This is a genomic window from Hymenobacter sp. BT188 (genome assembly GCF_014333585.1).
Lineage (GTDB): Bacteria > Bacteroidota > Bacteroidia > Cytophagales > Hymenobacteraceae > Hymenobacter.
Genome location: NZ_JACSCW010000004.1, coordinates 607600 through 628820, shown reverse-complemented (window position 1 = coordinate 628820; position 21221 = coordinate 607600). Strand labels below are relative to the sequence as shown.

14 protein-coding genes are annotated in these 21221 nt (G+C 54.5%); 6 read left to right on the top strand and 8 right to left on the bottom strand.

Annotation, left to right across the window (positions count from 1 at the left end; genetic code table 11):
* The 3 genes from H8B13_RS14120 to dnaG all read right to left on the bottom strand — a co-directional run bounded on the left by H8B13_RS14120 (position 1) and on the right by dnaG (position 4572).
* The gene (locus H8B13_RS14120) at positions 1–1212 is read right to left on the bottom strand and encodes a glycosyltransferase family 4 protein (protein WP_187311437.1); all 1212 of its coding nucleotides are present in this window, start codon (positions 1210–1212) and stop codon (positions 1–3) included.
* 81 nt (positions 1213–1293) lie between these two features.
* Positions 1294–2313, bottom strand: coding sequence for a potassium channel family protein (locus tag H8B13_RS14115; protein ID WP_261990374.1), 1020 nt, complete (start codon positions 2311–2313; stop codon positions 1294–1296).
* Between the two features lie 129 nt (positions 2314–2442).
* Positions 2443–4572 carry a DNA primase gene (gene dnaG / locus H8B13_RS14110; RefSeq protein ID WP_261990373.1) on the bottom strand — a complete coding sequence of 710 codons (2130 nt, stop codon included), beginning with the start codon at positions 4570–4572 and terminating at the stop codon, positions 2443–2445.
* Between the two features lie 127 nt (positions 4573–4699).
* Here dnaG and H8B13_RS14105 point away from each other — a divergent pair, with 127 nt between their 5' ends.
* From H8B13_RS14105 to H8B13_RS14095, 3 genes are all read left to right on the top strand, one after another.
* Positions 4700–6745, top strand: a complete 2046-nt coding sequence (locus H8B13_RS14105) for a S9 family peptidase (RefSeq protein ID WP_187311436.1) — start codon at positions 4700–4702, stop codon at positions 6743–6745.
* A gap of 230 nt (positions 6746–6975) precedes the next feature.
* Positions 6976–8079 (top strand): Mrp/NBP35 family ATP-binding protein, encoded by a 1104-nt coding sequence (locus H8B13_RS14100; protein WP_187311435.1) that lies wholly within the window; start codon positions 6976–6978, stop codon positions 8077–8079.
* A 173-nt stretch (positions 8080–8252) separates the two neighbouring features.
* Positions 8253–8588, top strand: coding sequence for a NifU family protein (locus H8B13_RS14095; protein ID WP_187311434.1), 336 nt, complete (start codon positions 8253–8255; stop codon positions 8586–8588).
* Between the two features lie 205 nt (positions 8589–8793).
* Here H8B13_RS14095 and H8B13_RS14090 read toward each other — a convergent pair whose 3' ends face one another.
* Entirely contained in the window at positions 8794–9087 is a 294-nt protein-coding gene (locus H8B13_RS14090) for a hypothetical protein (RefSeq protein ID WP_187311433.1), read from the bottom strand.
* A 1056-nt stretch (positions 9088–10143) separates the two neighbouring features.
* On the opposite strand from H8B13_RS14090, the gene fahA reads away from it, so the two are divergent.
* The 3 genes from fahA to H8B13_RS14075 all read left to right on the top strand — a co-directional run bounded on the left by fahA (position 10144) and on the right by H8B13_RS14075 (position 13533).
* Positions 10144–11427 carry a fumarylacetoacetase gene (gene fahA / locus H8B13_RS14085; RefSeq protein ID WP_187311432.1) on the top strand — a complete coding sequence of 428 codons (1284 nt, stop codon included), beginning with the start codon at positions 10144–10146 and terminating at the stop codon, positions 11425–11427.
* A 378-nt stretch (positions 11428–11805) separates the two neighbouring features.
* Positions 11806–12960, top strand: a complete 1155-nt coding sequence (locus H8B13_RS14080) for a zinc-dependent alcohol dehydrogenase (protein WP_187311431.1) — start codon at positions 11806–11808, stop codon at positions 12958–12960.
* A 12-nt stretch (positions 12961–12972) separates the two neighbouring features.
* On the top strand, positions 12973–13533 hold the full coding sequence (locus tag H8B13_RS14075; protein ID WP_261990372.1) for a hypothetical protein: 561 nt from the start codon (positions 12973–12975) through the stop codon (positions 13531–13533).
* A 268-nt stretch (positions 13534–13801) separates the two neighbouring features.
* On the opposite strand, the gene acs is transcribed toward H8B13_RS14075, so the two are convergent.
* From acs to H8B13_RS14055, 4 genes are all read right to left on the bottom strand, one after another.
* The gene (gene acs / locus H8B13_RS14070; RefSeq protein ID WP_187311430.1) at positions 13802–15712 is read right to left on the bottom strand and encodes an acetate--CoA ligase; all 1911 of its coding nucleotides are present in this window, start codon (positions 15710–15712) and stop codon (positions 13802–13804) included.
* 87 nt (positions 15713–15799) lie between these two features.
* On the bottom strand, positions 15800–17725 hold the full coding sequence (locus tag H8B13_RS14065) for a propionyl-CoA synthetase (protein ID WP_187311429.1): 1926 nt from the start codon (positions 17723–17725) through the stop codon (positions 15800–15802).
* Positions 17726–17912: 187 nt separating this feature from the next.
* Positions 17913–18293: a response regulator transcription factor gene (locus H8B13_RS14060; protein ID WP_187311428.1), complete on the bottom strand. Its 381-nt coding sequence runs from the start codon at positions 18291–18293 to the stop codon at positions 17913–17915.
* An 88-nt stretch (positions 18294–18381) separates the two neighbouring features.
* Positions 18382–21180, bottom strand: coding sequence for a sensor histidine kinase (locus H8B13_RS14055; RefSeq protein WP_187311427.1), 2799 nt, complete (start codon positions 21178–21180; stop codon positions 18382–18384).
* Between the last annotated feature and the right edge of the window lie 41 nt (positions 21181–21221).

Genomic DNA, 21221 nt, shown 5'->3' with positions numbered 1-21221 from the left:
TTAGACGCCGGGAGCAGTCAGGCTGCGGTAAAGGTCTACAAAGTGCGTTATAACCTGCTGATTATCGTAGGTACTCAGGATAGTTTGGCGGGCCGCCTGCCCTATCTGGGTGTGGTTCAAATCGCCGTTGTAATAGCTTTCAATACGATTAATCCACTCGCTGGGCTCATCGCAGAGCACAATATCATAGTCGTTGCGCACGCTGATACCCTCGGAGCCCAAGCCAGTACTGATTATGCACTTCGCCAATGCCATGCCTTCAATAATCTTGATGCGCATACCGCCGCCGCTCAGCAAGGGCACAATCATGATTTCATAGCGCTGCATAAACTCCGCTGCCGACTCCACAAAACCGTGTACGAATACGTTGCCCCCTTTTAGCCGCAGGATGCGCTCGGGCGTATCCTTGCCGGCAATATGCAGCTCCAGTTCCGGCATTCGCTCGTGTACGTAGGGCCACACATTGGTCAAAAACCAGTCGAACCCTTCCAAATTAGGCAGCCAGTTCAGCGAGCCAATCATGAACAGCGTTTTGGGTTTGGGCTGAATAGCGGAATCAATCTGAAACCGACTCAAATCTACGCCGGCCGGGATGAAGACCACCGGCTCGGGGCAGCCCATGGCCCGCAAGCGGCGCTGATCAGGAGCCGTAATAGCAGCTACGGCATTGAAGCGCGGCAAATACTTTTCCTCGAAGCGCTTCAGCCCATTCGCCAGATGGTGCAGATACATGGCTTTAAGAGGGTTGTGCTCCCGTTCGGCCAGCATCTTCCAGATGGTATGCTCCACATTATGAGCGCGTAGCACCACCGGCAGGTTGGGGGCTTCCGCCCGGATAACGTCCACGTACCAGGCTACAAAAGTGCCTTCTACCTGCACCACGTCGAAGCGTTCTGTGCGCAGTAGCTGTTTTAGCTCCGCCACCATTTGCTGGCTTACAAAACGCTCTACATTATAAGGCACCTTGCCTAGAAGCAGGTTTCTTAGCGCCTTTAACGGGTTCAGGCGCGTATCAACGGGCACCGTAAGTAGGCGCACGCGGAGCAAGTGGCTTAATACATCCGCCGACTGTTGGTGCTTGGGCGTGTTGGCGGCCAGCACTGTCACCTGGTGTCCGGCACGGGCTAAGCCAGCAGCTACGTCGTACATGGCAATAGCGCCTCCATCATGAGGCGGAAACGGCACACGCGGACAAAGCTGCAGGATATGCACAGGAAGTATTATGGAAATTATATATTAATCAGGAGTCGCAAAGCTACAAAGAACCCACAGGCGACCAAGCTGGCAGGTGGCTTAGGCCCGATATAGGCGAATGAGCTCATACACTTGCTCATCCGTACCCAAAACCAGCAGTACATCTCCTGGCGTGGGCACAATATCTGGATTGGGACTTACCTCCAGCTTATCATCGCGGTGTTTAAGCCCAATAACCGTAGCACCTGTTTGGGCAAAAATGTCCAGCTCTCGGATGCTACGAGTGCGCCACGCCGGTTTTAGGTCTTCCAGGCGAAGCTCTTCCAGACGCAGCTTATTTGGCCCCAAGCCCGAAATCATATCCAGAAACCGAATGACTTCGGGGCGAATCACGAGATTGGCCATATGCGAGCCCCCTATTTCATCGGGCATGACTACTGAGTTGGCTCCTGCGCGCAATAGCTTACGCTCACTGGTCTTGGCGCTAGCTCGGGCAATAATGCGAATGCTTGGATTCAGCTCGCGGGCCGTGAGCGCTACGAATACATTATCGGTGTCTTTGGGAAGCGTCGTAATGAGCGCCCGAGCGCGGTCTACGCCGGCGGCGCGGAGCGTATTGTCGTCGGTAGCGTCGCCTAAGATGGCTAACAGGGGTGTTTTGCTGGCATCGGCAGCCGTTTTAAGCAGCGCTTCATCCAGTTCAATGATAACTACCTGCGTACCGCTGGCCCGCAATTCCTCACAGGCCTTGCTCCCATTGCGGCCGAATCCACACACAATTACATGGCCTTTCAAATGACTAATCTCCTGGTCGGAACGAAACATAGCAAATGCATTGAGCAACCCACCCTCGAAAATATAGGTGGTGAGCACCGACAAAAGGTAGGCAACAACCAGCAGGTTGAAGAATATGTAAATCGAAACAAATAGCCGCCCGGCCGATGACAAGGGATGCACTTCGCCATAACCAACCGTTGATACGGTGATCATCGTCATATAGAGGGCATCGAGCAAGCTATACCCCTCGATGGCAATAAAGCCGATAATGCCGGTACCCAAGCTAATAACTGTCAGCAGTAAAGCCAACAGTAATCGGTTCAGGTTAAGACGCTTCCACATGCTGCTTTTAAGTCAAAACCTATTCCGTGCTGGCGATACCATGCTAGCATCAGCATAGCAAGCTAGCCGATTCTGCCCAGAAAAGCCCCCAGAGTATGCGCCATCTGCTTAGCTCTCAGTACAGCAGTACTACCCGCTTCTCGGAATGACCGTGCCCAGCATGCCGCCCAGTTGGTTGTCCATCTGCTTGAGCAGCTTAATTGCGTTTAGGGTTTCCATCAGGTCGGCCTCGTCCATGGGTTGGCGCAGGGCGTCGAGGCGGGTAGCGAGTTCGCGCTGCACGGTGCATTTATTAAGACGCAGCACGGCATTGTCGCAGGCTTGCTGGAGCAGGTCCAGCTCGCGGGGCACGTAGATCTGGTGGGTGGTCCAGTTGGGACTCAGTTCATACTTTTCGGTAGCCAAGTCGCTTACCAATTGGCGAATATCGCCGCGGCCGTGCTGAATGAGGGTGCGTACATCGGGCCAGCGGCCCTGCTCCATTTCGGTGCGGCAGAGGTGCAGCAAATCGGCGTAGATCGGCGTGAGAAACACGTTTTCCTCCAGCTGCCCAAACAGGTATTGGGCCACGCTTACCTCATTGGCCAACTGTTGCGGTGCATACAGCAGAATCAGACGCACGATTTCTCGCTCGCAGGCCTGCAATACATCCGGCACGGGCTCTACTTCCTCACTGGCTCCGGCATCAAAAGTCTGGGGGGCAAATGCGTCGGATGGCGCGCCGTACATGGCGGCTTCAGCTTCCTCCTCCAGCGAGAGTGGCCGCGTATTCGCGTAGGGCTTCTGGCTTTGGGGGCGAGAGGCTGGCTGGCTGGTGGGCGGCGCGGCAGCCGTCTGGGGGGCATTTTTGCCCCCCGCGCTCTTCACCAGCTTGTTATATTCCGTGATAAGTACCTGCTCGTCAATACCAAACGTGCCCGAGGTTTGCTGCAGGAACACCTGCCGCTTAATCGGGTCGGGCACCTTGGCGATGCTCTGGAGCACGTCGCGGATGGCTTCGGCTTTCTTCACCGGGTCCTGAGCGGCTTCGCGGGCTACGAGGTCGGTTTTGAAGCTGATGAAGTCCTTGCTGTGGTTTTCGAGGTGCTCGCGGAAGCGCTGGTCGCCTACTTTGCGGATGTAGCTGTCGGGGTCGTCGCCGTCAGGAAAAAGCACCACGCGCACGTTCAGGCCGCCTTCCAGAATCAGGTCGATGCCGCGCAACGAAGCCCGAATGCCGGCCGCGTCGCCGTCGTAGAGCACGGTCACGTTATCGGTATAGCGCGCAATGAGCCGTATCTGGCTTTCCGTGAGCGAAGTACCCGACGAAGCCACCACGTTCTTAATCCCGCCCTGGTGCAGACTAAGCACGTCGAGGTAGCCTTCAACTAAGTAGCACGTTTCCTCCGCCCGAATAGCCTGCCGTGCCTGGTACATGCCGTACAGCACATCCGACTTATGGTAAATATCCGACTCGGGCGAGTTTAGGTACTTGGCCGTCTTGTCGTTAGCCTTCAGCGTCCGCGCCCCGAAGCCAATGGTGCGCCCGGCCACGTTATGAATCGGGAACATGACGCGGCCCCGAAATCGGTCGTAGCGCCGGCCAGTGTCCTGACCTTGTTCGTCGTCCTTTTTAATGACGAGGCCCGTTTTTTCCAGATACTTCCGCTCATAGCCGGCTTTTTCGGCGGCCTTCAGCAGATCATCCCACAGGTCAAGCGAGTAACCCAGCTCAAACGTTTGAATAGTCTGCTGATTCAGGCCGCGCTGGCGCAAATAGCTCAGACCAATACTCTGCCCTTCCTCCGACTCCATTAGGAGCTTATGGTAGTGGTCTTTGGCCCAGTTGGAGATGATGTATTGAGAGTCTTTCTCGTTTTGCACGAGCTGCTGCTCAGGCGTTTTCTCCTCCTCCTGAATCTCAATGCCGTACTTTTTCGCCAGATACTTGAGCGCCTCCACATAGCTGCTGCCCTCAATATCCATAATGAACTGCACCACTCCGCCGGCCTTGCCGCAGCCAAAGCATTTGTACAATCCCTTAGCCGGTGCCACCGAAAACGAGGGCGACTTTTCGTGGTGAAACGGGCAGCAGGCCCACATATTCTGGCCTTTGCGCTTGAGGCTCACAAAGTCGCCGACTACCTCCACGATGTCGGCTAAGTGCAGGATTTGATCTATTGTTTCTTTGGGAATGCGGGCCATAAAGGCAAAGGTAATACCGCACCGCCCGGAAGTAACACCGACCTTCGGCTTGGCCTGATATTCAAGCCAGCGCATACTGCCGCATCATTTCCAAAAGAGTTTTATAAATACTCTTTTGGAAATGAGTTGTATCCACTACAATATAACTATACTTACTTTTAGTATAACCCCTTCCCAATCAAAAACTTATCACCACTTATTTATGAAAAAAGCGACTACTTTTCTCTCCATCCTCTTGCTGGCGCTGCTGCCGTGGCTTTCGCCGGCCCAAAGCAGTCAACCCGCCCTTATCGATCGGGAGCTGCTGTTCGGTGACCCCGAAATTTCGGGAGCTCAACTTTCGCCTGATGGCAAGTTCCTATCCTTTATCAAACCCTACAATGGCACCCGCAACATCTGGGTGAAAGGCTTGAACGAGGCCTTCGACAAGGCCCGGCCTATGACCAACGACCAAGCCCGACCGGTGCGCGGCTACTTCTGGAGTCGCGATGGCAAATACTTGCTTTACAGTCAAGACAAGGGCGGCGACGAGAACTTTAACATCTACGCCGTGAACCCAGCCGAGACACTGCCTGCCAGTCAAGCTGTGCCCGCGGCCCGCGACCTGACCGGCCTTAAGGGCGTGCGGGTGCTAATTTACAACGTGCCCCTCACCGACCCTAACTCGCTCTTCATTGGCTTGAATGAACGCGACAAAGCCTGGCATGACCTCTACAAACTAAACCTGACTACTGGCGAAAAGACCCTGGTGCGCCAGAACAACGACCGTATCGGCGCTTGGGAGTTTGATTGGAATGACCAGCTGCGAGTAGCCTCGCGCTCCAACCCTGACGGCAGTACGGAATGGCTACGGGTGGAAGGTGAAAAAATGACGCCATTCTACAAAAGCTCCATTGACGAGCAGAGCAACGTAGTTTCTTTTGCCAAGGACAATAAGCGGGTGTACTTGATCACGAACATGGGCACTAACCGGGATCTTTCTGAAATAGTGCTCCTAGACCCAGCCACTGGTAAAGAAGAGCCCTTTCAGGCCGACCCAATGAAGCGAGTGGATGTCGGCAACCTTACTATCTCGGAAAAAACTCACGAGCCAATTTATGTGAGCTTTGAGGACGAGCGGATGCGCCGGGTGTGGAAGGACAAGGAGTTTGAGAAGGATTTTAAAACAGTGAGCAGTCAGTTACCGGGCCTTGACCTGTACCCGGCGTCGAACACCACCGATGAGCGGCTGTGGCTGATCTCGGCCAGCTCGGCTACACAACCTCCTGTGACTTATCTCTTTGACCGCCAAACGAAGAAGCTTACCAAGCAGTATGAAACACGGCCTAAGCTGAAGTCCTCCGACCTGGCCGAGATGAAAGCGGTGCGCTACAAGTCTTCGGATGGCCTCGAGATTCCGGCTTACCTGACTCTACCCAAAGGCGTGGCAGCGAAGAACTTGCCGATCATCATTCTGCCGCACGGAGGGCCCTGGTCCCGCGATACCTATGGCTTCAACGCCATGCACCAGTTCCTTGCTAACCGTGGCTACGCGGTACTTTCTCCCAACTTCCGCGCTAGCACTGGCTACGGTAAAAAATTCCTGAACGCCGGCAACAACGAGTGGGGTCAGAAAATGCAGGACGACCTGACTTGGGGCGTTAAATATCTGATCAGCCAAGGCATTGCCGATCCTAAGAAGGTGGGTATCATGGGTGGTTCGTATGGCGGCTATGCCACCCTAGCGGGCGTCACATTTACCCCCGATTTGTACGCTGCGGGCGTGGCCATCGTGGCTCCATCCAACCTAACGACTTTGCTCACCACCATTCCACCGTATTGGGAAGCCATTCGTCAGCAGTTCCACCGGCGCATGGGCGACCCCAGCACCGAGGCGGGCAAGGCACAGCTCATACGCCAGTCGCCGCTCACTGCCGCCGACAAGATTAAGACCCCGCTGCTGGTAGTGCAGGGCGCCAACGACCCTCGCGTGAACAAGGCTGAGTCCGACCAGATAGTGGTTGCCCTGCGCGACCGCAACTACCCTGTGCAGTACCTACTGGCACCGGATGAAGGTCATGGGTTTGTACGCCCCGTGAACAACATGGCCATGTTGGCGGCTTCCGAGAAATTTCTTGCCAAGCAACTTAACGGACGCTACCAGGAAAGCATGAGCCCCGCCGTAGCGAAGCGGCTAAGTGAAATAACGGTAGATCCTAAGACGGTTGAACTCAAGAAAATCGGGAAAGCTACGATGGAAATGAAATAGTCAAAATAACGTCATGCATAACAGAAAAGCCTCTTTCGTTGAAAGAGGCTTTTCTGTTATGCTGGCTTCAATGCGCAAGCTATTATAAGTAGCACTTAGGAATAGCTATTGTAAACCTAGCCCTTTTTGTGCCTCCAGCAAGAGATCATGCACTACTAAGGGATGCCGGTAAGACTAAGCAACTTCTACCCACATTTCCGGGTTATCTTTGCACTTTGATACACCAATCTATGGCTATTACTCAAGAAGACGTACTGCGTGCCCTCAGCTACGTGGAGGAGCCCGATCTAGGCAAAGACCTGGTGACGCTCAACATGATAGAGGACGTACGCATCGACGGCCTGAACGTCTCGTTCTCCGTCATTCTCACCACCCCCGCCTGTCCGCTCAAAGAGCTGATTCACAACGCTTGCGTGCGCGCCATTCATACCATGGTAGACAAAAACGCGGTGGTGAATGTGAACCTCACTTCCCGCGTAACGACTGCTCGGGCAGCCAATTCGGCTATTCTCAGCGGAGTTAAAAACATCATCGCCATTGCCTCGGGCAAAGGCGGTGTAGGCAAAAGCACCGTGACTGCCAACCTGGCTATTGCGCTGGCTCGTACCGGCGCTAAAGTCGGTCTGATCGACGCCGATATTTCCGGCCCGAGCATGCCCACGATGTTTGGCCTAGAAGACTCACGCCCCCATGTATTCCAGACGCCCGAAGGCAAAAACCTCATTTTGCCCATCGAGAAGTTTGGTGTAAAGCTGATGAGTATCGGCTTTTTGGCCCCCAGCGACAATGCTATTGTGTGGCGCGGCCCCATGGCTTCGTCGGCGCTGAAGCAGTTCATTTCGGAGGTCGATTGGGGTGAGTTAGATTACTTGCTCATCGATATGCCCCCCGGAACCTCCGACATTCACCTGACACTGGTGCAAACCGTGCCCGTAACGGGTGCCCTCATCGTAACGACGCCGCAAAAAGTGGCGCTGGCCGATGCACAGAAGGGTTTGCAGATGTTCCGTCAGCCCCAGATTAATGTACCCGTGCTGGGCGTAATTGAGAATATGGCGTGGTTTACGCCGTCTGAATTACCTGAGAGCAAGTACTTCATCTTCGGTGAAGGCGGCGGCAAAGCCCTCGCCGAAAAGCACGAAGTGCCGCTACTGGGCCAGATTCCGTTGGTGCAAAGCATCCGCGAAACCGGCGACCAGGGCACACCCGCTATCACACAAGAAGGAACGCCCGCCGCAGCCATTTTCGAGCAGGTAGCCGAAGAAGTAGCCCGCCAGATTTCTATTCGCAACGCGGTGGCTCCGCGCACTCAGGTTGTCGAAATGACGCGCTAATCAGGGTGTTTTAGCTGTTTTTTGTAATGCATAAAGCTATTGCCGAACTTCCCAACCTTACGGTTGGTTGGTTCTTAACCGGCTAAAAGCCTTACTTTTGTTTTGCTAATTTTTTGTTTGTCTGGTTGTCGTAAACCAGTTGAATCAATAAAATCAGCGTTAATCTGCGATTCATGACACATTCTGCTGCCGTTGAAGAACATCCGCTCTTATCCCGCGTCGAGCAGGCCCTGGACACGATTCGTCCGTACCTGGCCGCCGATGGAGGCAACGTGCGTGTGCTGAACATCACGGACGATATGGTACTCCAGCTGGAGCTATTAGGTGCCTGCGGTACCTGCCCTATGTCGCCGATGACGCTGAAGGCTGGCGTAGAAGAGTCCGTGAAAAAAGCGGTGCCCGAAATTCGGTCGGTGGAAGCTACCAACGCTACCCCAATGGAAGAGCAACCCGCTGGCCAAACGGGCCATCCTTTGCCCCCCACGCCCGTACCTACGCCTCAGTTCTAGATTTTACTGCTTGTAATAGACAGCGCCCCGCTCCTGCCGATTTCGGCGGAAGCGGGGCGCAATTGTTTTGGGGAATCTACCAGGAAAACATTAAAGTGTTTATGAATTGCTACAAATGAAAATCGCTGTATTCAATCACCCAACAGGTAAATAGTGATTTATGGATGTATTTTTAATGTTCAGTCATAATTCAATAAACACACTGTTAGGCCCATTCTCTCGTCCATTTAGAAATCAGAAACACTAATAGGGATAAGAGAACTAATATGCCTGGTATAATCATAGAATACATTCCAATCGCAAAGCCATACCCGCCATTCCCTTCTTTAGGCATATCTACATATTCTGTCACCAGCCATGTTATTGTCAGAACATATAATCCGACAATTAACCAGTAAAAAAACACTTTTAGTCCTTTACGGATTGTCGCACGAATTATAAAAAACATAATTGCTATGTAAATAAATTGAATAATAATAAGTTCATCAAGTCCTGCCATAACTATTATATTATATCTCTGGATTTCGACTTTATAAAATTTTTATAACAAAAGCCTTTAGTTCGATCATTTTACTGTCGCGAAATTGCCAGACGTCGCAGTATGAATAATCGGCCATTTTTCCTGATTCGTCCTTTAAACTGATTTTGCCCCCAACTAGCGCCGTGCCTAGCCTTGAGGTGGAGGTTGTATCTCCAATGCCGCAACAGCGGCAAACAGTAACCGCGCCACCTGGATACTTCGGGTGGCGTTGTCGTTCTGTCTGGAGAGGCGCAGCTTCCCGGCATGGCTGGTCACGAGTTACGCTCCGCTAAACTCGCGCCAGTTGGGGGATGCTAGCAAGTTGCGCTGCGTTGAATTCGCGCTAGTTCAAAACTTTATTTTGAGTAATGTGATGAAACCCCTCTTTCCAACTTAGAAAAGGTTGTCTCATTAAGTTTTATGACAGCAACAAGAGGATTTCCGATAATTAGCTCTTTAAAGTCGAAGAAAATAAATTTCTTGTTTCGCACTTCATTTATCTCCTTCCAAGGAATAAGTATTGGGTCATGAAACAAACGAAATAAAAAGATGGGTTTTAGATAGATTCCTTCATTGGTAAATTCTAGTAAAAGTGAGTTATTATAATTAGCCTTATTTATCAAAGCGGAAATCAATCCTATCCGATTGCCAACAAATTTGTCATTTGTTTTATAGTGTAAGACAAGGTCACTCCAACCGAGTTTAGAAATAAGATAGGTAACAAATACCCATATGCTAATAAAGAAGAATGAAAAAAGGTAAACGAGATACTCCATTAACTTTTCTTATTATTAGTCTGGTGTTAATTGCAGTCAACATCTATATTGCCGCTACCGAAGATATACCGAGTAGCGGGTATCGCCCGAACGGTAGCGTGATTACCGCTACACATCCCGTAATCGTAGCGGTAATCAGCAGCGGAAGCTGCGACTCAAGGTAGCCGGTTTCATTGGGTTCCCCCAAACTTCTGTTTGGTTTGCAGTCCTTTGGCGAGTGGGTCTACCTTTGCCGCTCCTCCTACCAAGTATTTGCTCTATGGCCAGCCCCAACGACCCCGCGCTCCGATCCTGGATTGACATTCCGCCTACCAGTGACTTTCCGATTCAGAACCTGCCCTTTGGCGTGTTTGAAACGCCGGAGCGCGGCACTCGCCTGGGCGTGGCCATCGGCGAGTATGTACTGGACTTGTACGCGGTTTGTCAGTATGGTTTTTTTGAAGATCTGGACTTGGGACCGGCTCAGCCGAAAGTGTTCCGGCGGCGTTCGTTGAATGCTTTTATAGCCTTGGGCCGCCCTATATGGCGGGCCGTGCGCCAGCGGGTAAGCGAGTTGCTACGCCACGACAACCCCAGCTTGCGCGACAACGAAGAAACGATGCGGGCCTGCCTGCTGCGGCAAAGCGAAGTGGAAATGCGGCGCCCCGTAAAGCCCGGCAACTACACCGATTTCTATAGCAGCATTGAGCATGCCACCAATGTAGGCACCATGTTTCGCGACCCAAATAATGCGTTGCTGCCCAACTGGCGACATATTCCGATTGGCTACCACGGCAGGGCCAGCAGTATTGTAGTGTCGGGTACGCCCATTCGCCGCCCCAATGGGCAGCGCAAAGCGCCCGATGCCGATACGCCCACGTTTGGCCCATCTCAGCAGCTTGATTTTGAACTGGAAGTAGCATTTATAAGTGGCCGTTCGACGGAGCTGGGCTCTCCGGTTCCGATACAGTATGCCGAAGAGCACATTTTTGGCTTGGTGCTATTTAATGACTGGAGCGCCCGCGACATTCAAGCCTGGGAATACGTGCCGCTGGGGCCTTTTCTGGGCAAAAGCTTCGGCAGCAGCATTTCGCCCTGGGTCGTGACGCTGGATGCGCTGGAGCCTTTCCGTACGGCCGGCCCAGTCCAGGAGCCGGAGCCGCTGCTGTATTTGCGCCAGCTGGATGCACACAACTTTGATATTAACCTGGAAGTGGCCATTCAGCCCGAAAATGCCCCCCCGACAGTGGTTAGCCAAACGAACTTCCGGTACATGTATTGGAGCATGGCCCAACAGCTCACGCACCAAACCAGCAACGGCTGCAACCTGCAAGTGGGCGACCTCTACGCCAGCGGCACTATTAGCGGCTCTACGCCCGACTCGCTGGGCTCGATGCTGGAACTGACTTGGAAAGGCACTCGCCCGGTGCCATTATCTGATGGTTCGGAGCGCAAATTTCTGCTCGATGGCGACACGGTGACGATGCGTGGCTACGCGGAAAAAGATGGCGTGCGCGTCGGGTTTGGCCAGGTAAGCGGGATGATTCTGCCAGCAGTGGAGTAGCAGCAATGGCGTAAGCTACTTATAGTATCATAGTTTATAAAAGGCCGCTTCTTGCTGGAAGCGGCCTTTTTATGTTATCTCCGAAGCTTAAAAAAGCATTCTCAATTGTATCGATGGCCAATACATATTGGTCTAAGTGAAGTAGATTTAACACTACCCGTATAAACACGCATAAGCAGTAGTTTTAGTACGTATTCTTATTTGATTTAACACTTAATTACCCCCCATTTACCTCACTCCCGCAACTTTAGAAATACAGGGTAGTACCATTCATCACCGCTGTCAGGCGATTGTTTATTGTAGCGTTTATCTCAACGCTACCTGGCAGTGCTTTACAGCGGCTCGAACTTCTACCCACTACCTAAACGCCGGAAACGTATGTTAGCTATGGAATACCGGGGCCCGAAAAGGGTCCGTGCCGTTCAAAAACCAATGCCCGAAATCAAGCATCCTCAGGATGCTATTGTGCGGGTAACTCGTACCTGTATCTGCGGGTCGGACCTGCACTTATACAACGGCAACGTGCCTGACACCCGCGTGGGCTCAACGTTTGGGCACGAGTTTGTGGGTGTAGTGGAGGAAGTTGGCCCTGATGTAACCAAGATTAAGGTGGGCGATCAGGTGTTGGTACCCTTTAATGTTGCTTGCGGCGAGTGTCACTTCTGCAAACAGAATATGTTTGGCAACTGCCATGAATCGAATAGCATGGCGACGGCCGTGGGGGCCATTTTTGGGTACTCACACACGGCTGGTGGCTTCGATGGCGGCCAGGCAGAATATGCTCGCGTACCGTATGCCAACGTCGGTCCAACGGTTATTCCGGCCGGCATGGACCCGGATGATGCTGTGCTACTCACAGACGTAGTGCCCACAGGTTATCAGGCAGCCGAAATGGCGGGCATTCAGCAGGGCGATACGGTGCTGGTATTTGGTGCTGGCCCGGTTGGTATTATGGCGGCCCGCTGTGCGTGGCTGTTTGGCGCCGGCCGCGTTATTGTGCTCGATAATGTTGACTACCGCCTAGAATTCGTGCGTGATTATGCGCCCTGTGAGGTGTATAATTTCGATGAAATCGGCGACCCGGTGCTGTTTATCAAGAAAATAACCGACTGGATGGGTGCCGATTGTGTGATTGACGCGGTAGGAGCTGAAGCCTCCGGCGACCCGATGCAGACTATTACGGGCAGAAAGCTGCTGCTGCAAGCTGGTTCGGCCACAGCGCTGCACTGGGCTATCAACTCTGCGAAAAAAGGCGGTGTCGTTTCAGTTGTGGGCGTGTACGGCCCGACCGATAACCTGGTGCCCATTGGAAATATGATGAATAAAGGCCTCACTATGCGGGGCAACCAGACGTCGGTTAAGCGCTTGCTCCCGCGTTTGATTGACCACGTGATGAACGGCACGCTCAACCCGAAAGCAATTATTACTCACCGCATTCCGCTGGAGGAAGTAGCCGACGGTTACCGCATGTTCTCCGCGAAGCTGGATAATTGCATCAAGACGGTTATGATTCCCCCATCCGCTAACAAGTAAAGCCGACTGATCATGGAAAATACAATAAAAGATTACAAGCAGATTAAAGGCTGGGGTGTAGATGCGGATCCGAAGAACGACCCTACCTACCCCATGCGGAATAGGATGAATGTGTCGCAGGACCCTGACAGCCACTCGCACCCCACCCCGATGCAGCATGATGATACGGAGGTGCTGAAGTCGAATGAGCGGCCCCGCGTAACGGCTGTTTATGGTACTACCGTACCGCCCAGTGGGCTGAGCGGCATGATCCGGCGCTTTGCCTTCCGTTACAGCGAAAACGAGTATCGCCACTGGCTTCCCCTACTGGTGGCCGACCGCGTAAACGTGGTGGAAGGTATCCTGGAAGACTTCTCTAAGGGCACAATCCCGAATATTTTTGCCGAGAAGGGCTATGCCGTGGAGTGGAAACACAACCGTACAGCCTTCGTGACCAAGATGGCCGCTATTGCGGCGGTTACAGCTGGGGTTGTAATCCTGCTAAGCTCCGATTCCAAAAAGAACAAGGGCTCGCGCAAGATTAAAGGATATAAGAAGGGGTATCGCGGCTATGCTGATACGCACGCCCTATAGAATTGCAATTCTCTAAAAAAGCCCCCCAGATAAGTTCCGGGGGCTTTTTTAGTATACAGCCAACTATACATTTGGGTTTAGAGACGCGCATTCGGGTTTCAATCGTTGCGGCCGTTGTTTAGTGTGTCATCCTGACGAAGGAAGGATCTTATGCCCGATGCACGACTATTCTAGCAACGACTCTTTCCAACCTAATAAGATCCTTCCTTCGTCAGGATGACGGGCGCTTGTTGTTAAACAATCAGACGCAGATCCGCGCCTCAACATGTTATTTTTTACCAGCAATAATTTCATCTACTATACCGGGATCAAGCAAGGTAGTGGTGTCGCCGAGGTTGCTGGTTTCGCCTTCCGCCACTTTGCGCAGAATGCGGCGCATGATTTTGCCGGAGCGCGTTTTGGGCAAACCTGAGACAATCTGAATCTTATCGGGCTTGGCAATTTTGCCGATTTCAGCCACTACCGTTTCGATAATGCTGGCTTCTACGTGCGACATTTCGTTGGGCTTCACGGGCTCACTGCAAATAACGAAGGCATAGATGCCCTGCCCTTTCACATCGTGCGGATACCCAACTACGGCCGACTCTACTACATAGGCGTTTTCGTTGATGGCATTCTCAATTTCGGCCGTGCCGAAGCGGTGGCCCGATACGTTGATGACATCATCGACACGGCCAATAATGCGGTACATGCCATCCTTGTCGCGGCGGGCGCCGTCGCCGGTGAAGTAATAGCCCGGGTAAGCGCCAAAATACGTTTGGCGGCAGCGCTCATGGTCGCCGTAGGTGGTGCGAATAATGCCCGGCCACGGATACTTGATGGCGAGGTAGCCTTCCTCTTCGTTGCCTTCAATTTCCTTTCCTTCCTGGGTAAGCAACACGGGCTGCACACCGGGCAACGGCTGGCCAGCGTGGGCCGGTTTGAGCGGAGAAATGCCCCCCAACGCCGAAATCATGATGCCGCCGGTTTCGGTTTGCCACCACGTATCCACAATGGGGCAGCGCTCCTTGCCCACGTGGGTGTGGTACCAATCCCAGGCTTCCACGTTGATGGGCTCGCCCACAGTACCCAGAATGCGGAGGGAATCGAGGGAGTAGCTGAGTACGTTATCGAGGGGCGTGGCCATGAGTGACCGGATAGCGGTTGGAGCCGTGTAGAATATATTAACGCCATGCTTGTCAATTACTTCCCAAAAGCGTCCGGCGCTAGGATACGTCGGAATGCCTTCGAACATAAGCGTAGTGGCGCCACTTAGCAGCGGCCCGTAGAGCAGGTAGCTGTGGCCCGTCACCCAGCCGATATCGGCGGTGCACCAGTACACGTCGTTTTCATTTACCTGAAACACATTGCGGAACGTGTAGTCAGCCCACACCATGTAGCCGGCCTGGGTATGCACCACCCCTTTCGGCTTGCCGGTGCTGCCCGACGTGTACAGGATGAACAGCATATCCTCCGCGTCCATTTCCTCAGCCGGACACGATTTTTCAGCCTCCAACACTTCCTCGTGGTACCACACGTCGCGGCCTTCCTGCATGTGCACCGGCCAGCCTAAGTGCTCGACCACAATCACGCGGCGCACGCTAGGACAAGTTTCCAGCGCCTCATCCACTACCCGCTTCACCGGAATCTGGCGGGCGCCGCGGTTGAGGCCATCGGAGGTGAGGACGGTGGTCGCCTGCGCGTCGTTCACGCGGTCGGCAATGGCCGTGGCGGAGAAGCCAGCAAACACCACCGAATGCACCGCCCCAATGCGGGCGCAGGCCAGCACGGCAATAGCCAGCTGCGGAATCATAGGCATGTAGATGCACACCCGGTCGCCTTTTTCCACGCCATTATTGTGCAGCACGTTGGCAAACTTGCAGACTTCCTGGTGCAGCTCGCGGTAGGTATAGCGAATCTGACGGACTTTGGGGTCGTTGGGCTCCCAGATGAGCGCCAATTTGTTGCCGCGCGTGGCGAGGTGGCGGTCGAGGCAGTTTTCGGTGATATTGAGCTTGGCGCCGCTAAACCATTCATTGTGCCCACCAACGAGGTCGGCCTTAACTACCGTATCCCACTTGCGGCGCCAGGTAAAGGGCTCGGCCACGTCTGCCCAGAATTGCTCGGGGTTCTCGACGCTGCGCTTGTACGCGTCGGTGTATTCTTCGAAGGTGCGAATGCGCGAATGTTGAGTGGGCATAATAGGGAGAGTAGGTTGTGTGGAAGTTTCTACTGAGTGAGGCAGGAAGTTTACCTCTGTGATGGGTATCGAATGCTAGCGCAGGATTTATACTTTCTCAAATGCGGCCCCTATCCCCCGCCGCTCCAGCCCCGCCCGAATCTCGTCGAGAATCAGGGGGTCGTCGATGGTGGAGGGAATGGTGAACTGGTCGCCGTCGGCTAGTTGGCGCATGGTTTTGCGCAGGATTTTGCCCGACCGGGTTTTGGGCAGGCGCTTTACTACCAGCGCCTGTCGGAAGCAGGCAACCGCCCCAATCTGCGAGCGAATTACCTGTACCAATTCCTGCTCCAGGGCATCTTCCGCAATGGATTGGCCATCTTTCAGCACGATCAAGCCAATGGGCCGCTGGCCTCGGAGCTCGTCGGCAATGCCTAACACGGCGCATTCGGCCACGGCCGGATGCGCGGCCAATAGTTCCTCCATTTCGCCGGTGCTGAGGCGGTGGCCGGCCACGTTCATTACGTCATCGACCCGACCCATAATGAAGAGGTAGCCCTCCGCATCGCGGAAGCCCCCGTCGCCGCTGAGGTAGTAGCCGTGAAATGTGGTCAGGTAGGATTTGCGGAACCGCTCATCATCCTGCCAGAGCGTGGGCAGGCAACCGGGCGGCAACGGCAGGCGCACTGCTACCAGACCGGTAGTACCGGCGGGCACTTCGTGGCCGGCTTCATCCAGAATCTGGACATCGTAGCCCGGAACGGGGTGCCCGGCGCTACCAGCACGTGTAGGGGGCATTTCTGGGAGCCCTACCAGCGTGGCCAGCATCGGCCACCCCGATTCGGTTTGCCACCAATGGTCAATGACAGGTACGCCCAACGTTTGGGCAGCCCAATCATAGGTAGCAGGGTCGCAGCGCTCTCCAGCCAGAAACAGGTAGCGCAGTTGGCTCAGATCGTATTGTTTCGCCAAATTGCCCCCCGGATCTTCTTTTTTGATGGCCCGAATGGCAGTTGGCGCCGTGAACATTACGCGCGCACCGTACTCGGAAGCCACGCGCCAGAAAGTGCCCGCATCGGGCGTGCGCACGGGTTTGCCTTCGAACAGCACCGTGGTGCAGCCTTGTAACAAGGGTCCATACACGATGTAACTGTGGCCCACCGCCCAGCCAATGTCAGAGCCGGTAAACATAGTTTCGCCAGGTGCCAGCCCATAAATGGCGCTCATGCTGTATTTCAGCGCCACGGCGTGTCCTCCATTATCACGCACGACGCCTTTGGGTTTGCCGGTAGTGCCGGAGGTGTACAGGATGTAAAGCGGGTCGGTGGCGTACACGGGCACGCAGGCCTGGGGTTTGGCTTTCAGCAACTCCTGGTAATCAAGGTCGCGGCCAGATTGCATGTCGGCCTGCACGAAAGGGCGCTGGAACACCACCGTGTAGTCGGGCTTGTGAGTGGCCAGCGCAATGGCCTCATCGAGCAGAGGTTTGTAGGGAATAATCTTGTCGATTTCGATTCCGCCCGAAGCCGACACAATAACTTTGGGTTGAGCATGATCGATGCGTATAGCCAGCTCGTGGGGGGCAAATCCGCCAAAAACAACGGAGTGCACCGCCCCCAGACGGGCGCAGGCCAGCATAGCAACTACCGCTTCCGGCACGTTGGGCATATATATAATTACCCTATCCCCTTTCGCCACGCCCAGATCGCGCAGGCCGCCAGCAAAACGTGCCGTCGAATCGCGCAGCTGCTCATACGTGTAGTGCTGCTTGGTTTGGGTCACCGGCGAGTCATAAATCAGCGCCACCTGCTGCCCACGACCAGTCTCGACGTGATGATCGAGGGCCAGATAGCAGGTATTGAGCATGCCGCCTTTAAACCAGCGGTAGAAGCCGTTGTCGTCCTGAGACAGGATTTCCTTGGGTTCGTCGAACCATGTCAGTTGCCGGGCCTGCGCGGCCCAGAAGGCGGCGGGGTCGGCGAGGCTGGCCGCGTGGGCGGCAGCATAAGCAGACGGTTGGGGGGCATTTTTCATGGGGGTGAGTTATTACTCTTCCGATTGAGTGGGATTAACTTACTAACCAGAACGTCATGCAGAGCAAAGCGAAGCATCTCGCGTGTTTAGCTGGATTAGTACTCAAACATCAGCACGCGAGATGCTTCGCTTTGCTCTGCATGACGTTCAATTAATAATGTATGCATACTCAAAGACTTACAAAGAATCACTCAGCGGCGGTAGCTACCATTTCCTGCACTTTACTTACCAGCTGGCGCGTGCTGAAGGGCTTGGGAATGTAGAGGTCAGCGCCGGCTTCGTAGCCTTTCTGCACGTCCGCTTCCTTGCTTTTGGCGCTCAAGAAAATCACTTTCGTTTCCTGGCGGTCAGGATTGGCGCGCACGTGGCGGCACACCTGATAGCCATCCACGTCGGGCATCATAATATCCAGCAGAATTACATTGAAAGCCGTTTGATTGATGGCCTCCAGCGCTTCTGTGCCATTGCGGGCGATGCTGACGTGGTAACCGTTTTTGCGCATCAAAAACTCCAACGACATCACGATATTGGGCTCATCATCAACGATTAAGATTCGGGGCTGCTTCATAGAGAAAAAAACGGATCAAGAGCGGAATTCGGGGTAAAAGCGGAGGCTGACTGCTCCGTGAGCTCATGTAGTTTGCGGTTACTTAAACTTAGGTTTGGGTGCCGGCGGCAGTTGGCTGGGGCGCATTGCTGCTCGTCGAAACAGGCAGCTCAATGGAGAAGCGCGCGCCTTGGTCGGGCCTGCTTTCTACCCAGATGCGGCCAGCGTGCAGCTCCACTATCTTCTTGGTGATGGCCAGGCCCAGGCCAGAACCTTCGGGCTTGCGGGTAGTCTGGTTTTTGGCCTGGAAAAACTTGTCGAAAATCAGCTCATGGTAAGCCGGATCGATGCCTTTACCGTTATCCAGCACGCTGATGCGCAAGGCCTCTCCCACTACTTCCGTGAGGACGCTAATTTGCCCCCCACCATCGGCGCGGCACGATTTGATGGCGTTGGAAAGCAAATTGACCAGCACCTGCATCAGCCGGTCGCGGTCGCCGGAAAGCAGCGGCAGACTGGACGGCACTACCACATTGAGGTGGATATGCTTGTCGCGCATAAGCTGGCCCACCGACTCAATGGCGTCGTTGATGATTTCGGCCACGTCCAGGGGCGTACATTCCAGCGTGGCCTTGCCCGATTCGTACTTTTCCAGGTCCAACACCAGCGTAATCAGCCGGCTCAGGCGCTCCGACTCGCGGGTGATGGTGTGCAGGAATCGGAGGCGTTCTTCTTCCTCAATTTCCGGGTTATCGCTCAGGATTTCCGACAAAGCCCGAATACTGGTGAGCGGCGTGCGCAGCTCGTGCGTGACCGTGTAGAGAAACTCATCCTTGCGCATATCCAACTCTTGGAGCTGGGTGTAAGCATCGCGCAAGTCCTCGGTGAGGCGCTGCAATTGGCGCGACTGTTTCTGGAGCTGGCGGTTAGCTTCCAGCACTTGCTGGGATTCTTTCAGAATACCCACCACATTATCAAAGCTGATTTCCTCCACTCCCACCGCCGACGAGAACAGCAGCCGGGCCGAAGCCGGGCCGATACTACCGGCCAGCAGCTTTTCAGCATAGGCTACCAGGCGCGGATCGGCCTGGGGGGCAATTGTGTCGGCCGATTGGTTGTCGGCATCCGGGAAGCGCTCGGCGAAGGCGTGCAGGGCCTGGGCTGTCCGTTTTTTGCCTAGGAAGCCAGTGAGTAAAGCCCGCAGATCGGGGAGCGGAGCCGCAGAACTAGGCCAGCCGCTGGGGCCTTCAAACACGGTGCGGTAGCGGAATACATCCACAAATACATCGGCCTGCCGCTCTTCCAAAGCTGTGGGCTGGCCCGCCAGCGAAACCCCAACATAGAGGCCCACATTGAAAAACCAGCTCCAAAAAAGTCCGTGCGAGAGATAATCCAGGTCGCTGAGGCCAAATAACGCGAAGGGTCGGAGCCAGCTTTGGCCGAATAAGCCATCAGTGAGCAAGCTCTCGGGCAGCAGCCCCGGCCCAACCATGGTGGGCATAACGAGTGTGAAAAACCACACAAGAAAGCCCCCCAGAATCCCCGCTGTCGCGCCCTGATGGGTGCCGCCTTTCCAGTACAAGCTGCCCAGCACTACGGGTAGAAACTGCGCTACCGCCGCAAACGAAACCAGCCCGATATTCACCAGCGGCAGCAAATGACCCACAAAAATATAGTAGCCATACGCCAGCAGCAGCACCAATATCACGGCTAACCGCCGGCTTTGCAGCGCCACCTGACTCAGGTAAGCAAACCAACGCGTACGCACCTCGGAGCGGGCGGCGGGCACGCGCACGAGCAAGGGCATGAGCAGGTTATTACTCATCATTACACTAAGGGCAATGGTTTCGACGATAATCATACTGCTGGCCGCCGACAACCCACCCAGGTAGGTGAACATGGCCAGCCAGCGCTGGCCCGCGTTCAGAGGCAAAGCCAGCACAAACGTATCGGCATCGAGGCCGCGGCCCCCGTAGAGCAGTACCCCACCGAAAGCAATGGGGAGCACAAACAGATTGATGACGATGAGGTAGAGCGGAAACAGCCACATGGCTTTGCGCAGGTGGTCCTCATTCACGTTCTCGACCACCGAAACCTGGAATTGCCGGGGCAGCAGCAGTATGGCCGACACGCTGAGCATGAGCAGCGTGAGCCACTGCGTAGCGCTGGTGCCCGCCCCGCCCAGCGTAAACAGACGGTTGAGGGCCGGCTCAGCGGCCGCTTTTTCAAACACGTCGCCGAAGCCATCAAACAGCCCGTACGTGACAAATAGCCCCACGCCCAGAAATGCGATGAGCTTCACTAAACTCTCTACGGCAACCGCCAGCACCATGCCCTCGTGGCGCTCGGTGGCCTCCACGGAACGCACGCCAAAAATGATGGTGAAAAAAGCCAGCGCAACGGTGGTGTACAGGGCTGAGCTGGCCGCCTCCCCACCCGCGGCTACAATGGAAGTTGCCGCCGCTCCCCGAGTCATAATATTAAACGAGGCAGCTATCGCCTTGATTTGCAGAGATATATAAGGAATAATTCCCAACACGCACACCACAGTTACGAGGGCGCCAAGCGAGGCGCTTTTGCCATAGCGGGCCGATATAAAATCGGCTATGGACGTGAGGCGCTGCAAGCGGCAGATACGGATGATTTTGCGCAGCACCAGCCACCAGGCCGGAGCCAACAATGTCGGACCCAGGTAGATAACGACAAACTCCAGCCCGTGACTAGCAGCGTGGCCCACGCTGCCGTAGTACGTCCAGGCGGTGCAATACACGGCCATGCTCAGGGCGTACACATAGGGGTTGCTCACCAGCGAACGGCGTTCGGCCGAGCGGCGCTCCGCCGCGTAGGCTACGCCGAAAAGCAAAGCCAGGTAGCCGAAAGAAAAGCCGATGATGAGCAGCTGGTTCATGTATTACCCAGAGGGAGCTGGTGTAGAGAAAGCCGAACGTG

What these genes read in the sequence shown, in the direction of transcription:
- H8B13_RS14115 (WP_261990374.1), bottom strand. Translation starts at nt 2,313, where the DNA reads ATGTGGAAGCGTCTTAACCTGAACCGATTACTGTTGGCTTTACTGCTG.
- dnaG (WP_261990373.1), bottom strand. Translation starts at nt 4,572, where the DNA reads ATGCGCTGGCTTGAATATCAGGCCAAGCCGAAGGTCGGTGTTACTTCC.
- H8B13_RS14105 (WP_187311436.1), top strand. Translation starts at nt 4,700, where the DNA reads ATGAAAAAAGCGACTACTTTTCTCTCCATCCTCTTGCTGGCGCTGCTG.
- H8B13_RS14100 (WP_187311435.1), top strand. Translation starts at nt 6,976, where the DNA reads ATGGCTATTACTCAAGAAGACGTACTGCGTGCCCTCAGCTACGTGGAG.
- H8B13_RS14095 (WP_187311434.1), top strand. Translation starts at nt 8,253, where the DNA reads ATGACACATTCTGCTGCCGTTGAAGAACATCCGCTCTTATCCCGCGTC.
- H8B13_RS14090 (WP_187311433.1), bottom strand. Translation starts at nt 9,087, where the DNA reads ATGGCAGGACTTGATGAACTTATTATTATTCAATTTATTTACATAGCA.
- fahA (WP_187311432.1), top strand. Translation starts at nt 10,144, where the DNA reads ATGGCCAGCCCCAACGACCCCGCGCTCCGATCCTGGATTGACATTCCG.
- H8B13_RS14080 (WP_187311431.1), top strand. Translation starts at nt 11,806, where the DNA reads ATGTTAGCTATGGAATACCGGGGCCCGAAAAGGGTCCGTGCCGTTCAA.
- H8B13_RS14075 (WP_261990372.1), top strand. Translation starts at nt 12,973, where the DNA reads ATGGAAAATACAATAAAAGATTACAAGCAGATTAAAGGCTGGGGTGTA.
- acs (WP_187311430.1), bottom strand. Translation starts at nt 15,712, where the DNA reads ATGCCCACTCAACATTCGCGCATTCGCACCTTCGAAGAATACACCGAC.
- H8B13_RS14065 (WP_187311429.1), bottom strand. Translation starts at nt 17,725, where the DNA reads ATGAAAAATGCCCCCCAACCGTCTGCTTATGCTGCCGCCCACGCGGCC.
- H8B13_RS14060 (WP_187311428.1), bottom strand. Translation starts at nt 18,293, where the DNA reads ATGAAGCAGCCCCGAATCTTAATCGTTGATGATGAGCCCAATATCGTG.
- H8B13_RS14055 (WP_187311427.1), bottom strand. Translation starts at nt 21,180, where the DNA reads ATGAACCAGCTGCTCATCATCGGCTTTTCTTTCGGCTACCTGGCTTTG.